Below are 1907 nucleotides of genomic sequence, written 5' to 3' on the forward strand. Positions count from 1 at the left end.
CCGGGCGGAGGGTTCTGCGGGGCGCCGAAACCACCGGCCGGGGGTTCCTGGGGCGCGCCGAAGCCGCCCTGCGGGGGCTCGTTCGGCGGCTGCTGCGGAGGCTGGGGCGGCTGGGTCATGACGTCGTCTATTCCTTGGGGACGCTTGCGGAGCTGAGGGAGGCGTTTGGGGGACGCCACGGATCGGGAGGGCCGAACGGAACGGCGCCGGGGGTCACTTGCCGTAGGCCAGCATCAGCTTGGCCTGGCCCGAGGTTCCCAGCAGGCTGGTGGTGGAGAGGTAGAAGCGCCCGTCCACGTAGTCGACGTCCTTCGAGTAGAAGCCGCTCTCGATCTTCGAAGTGCCCTTCGGGTGCTGGAGAAGGGTCTTCGGCGTGTGCGAACCGGAGGTCGGGATGGAGACCACCCGGCCACCGGAGTCGTAGGACGGGGTGACGTAGGAGATCAGCTGGCCGTCCACGGACTTCAGCGGGAGCATCGTTTCCTCCAGCGGCGACTTGGTCCGCCAGGCCTCCTTGCCGCTGTCCAGGCTGAACGCCACGACCTCATTGGCGCCGCTCTTCTTGTCCGTCGGCAGGTAGAGGTACTTGGTGTCCGTCACCGTGCCGAGGCACCCGGTGAGGTCACGGCTGAGGATGGAGGAGTCGCACTCGGGCGCGAAGCCGTCCTTGGTGATGAGCTCGGAACGCGTCGCGTCGCTGTTCGGCTTAAGGACGGAGACGTTCCATTTCTTCTTGTCCTCGTTCTCGGAGTAGACCACCGTCGGGCTCACCGAGTAGAGCTTCTTGACGCGCCAGCCCTTGGGGAACTTCTTGGTCCACAGGGCCTTGCCGGTCTCCGGGTCGAGCTGCTGGAGCTCGTCGTGCTCGTTCGGCGTGCTCGCCCCGCAGGACAGCGCCCTGACGAGCTTCCGGCCCTCGGCGGCGAAGCCGTTGGGGAAGCAGGTGCCCTCGTCCTTCTTCTCCGAGACGTAGAGCTTCTTGCCGTCGCTCATCCGCAGCGCGGTGCCGGACTGGTCGCGGCCGACCATGAGGATGTCGTCGCCGACGAGGGTGAGCTGGCTCTGCGACGCGAAGTCGAAGAGTCCCTCCTCCTTGACCGGCTTGCCCCAGCCCTTCTTGCCCGTCTTCAGGTCGATGACCTGGAGCTGGTTGCACTTGGCCGTGCTCTTGGTGCCCTCCTTGAAGGCGACCACGATCTTGCCGTCGTCGGTGGCCGTCTTCGTCGCGGCGCAGAGCTTCTGCGGGAACGTGATGGCGGGCCAGGCGATGTCGCCGTTGTCCACGTTGTACGCGAACAGCTGCTTGTAGGCGGCCTTGACCACCGTGTCGCCCTCGATCCACATGCCCGGGGCGTCGCCGCCGGAGCCGGGGACCTTGGGGGCCTCCTTGTACCAGAGGACCTTCGCCTCACCGGGCTGGCGGCCCTCGTTGAGGTCCTCCTTGCCCTCGTTGCCGTCGCCGTCACCCGTACCGGGGTTGGCGGGCGCGGAGGCGGAGGACTTCGGGTCCTTGTTCTTCGCCTCGGGCTTCTTCTCGCCGTCGTCACCGCCGACCACGGCGTACGTGACACCGCCCGCGACCAGCAGCGCGGCCACGGCGGCGGCGACTATGACCACCAGCTTCCTGCGCCCGCCCCTGCCGTCGGGGCCGCCGGGCGGAGTGCCGGGGAACTGCGGTTGCGTAGGGGGCTGCTGGTGCGGGTAGCCGTACTGCGGCTGCGTCGGCTGGTTGTACGGTCCGGGCTGCTGGGGCTGGCCGTAGGGGCCGGGCTGCTGGCCGTAGGGGCCCGGCTGCTGGCCGTAGGGGCCCGGCTGCTGGTACGGACCCGGCTGCTGCGGCTGGGTCGGCTGGTTGTACGGTCCCGGCGCGGGCGGCGGGCTCTGCGGATAGCCGTAGCCGGGCTGCG

Annotated in this window: 1 protein-coding gene; it reads right to left on the reverse strand. The window is 69.0% G+C overall.

All coding sequences use genetic code 11. From position 1 onward, the window contains the following. Positions 1-213 precede the first annotated feature (213 nt). Positions 214-1907 (reverse strand): outer membrane protein assembly factor BamB family protein (locus AB8Z36_RS37565; RefSeq protein WP_369217862.1); only part of this gene is annotated, 1694 nt, incomplete at its 5' end.

This window comes from Streptomyces flavofungini (assembly GCF_041028215.1).
Classification (GTDB): Bacteria; Actinomycetota; Actinomycetes; order Streptomycetales; family Streptomycetaceae; genus Streptomyces; species Streptomyces flavofungini_B.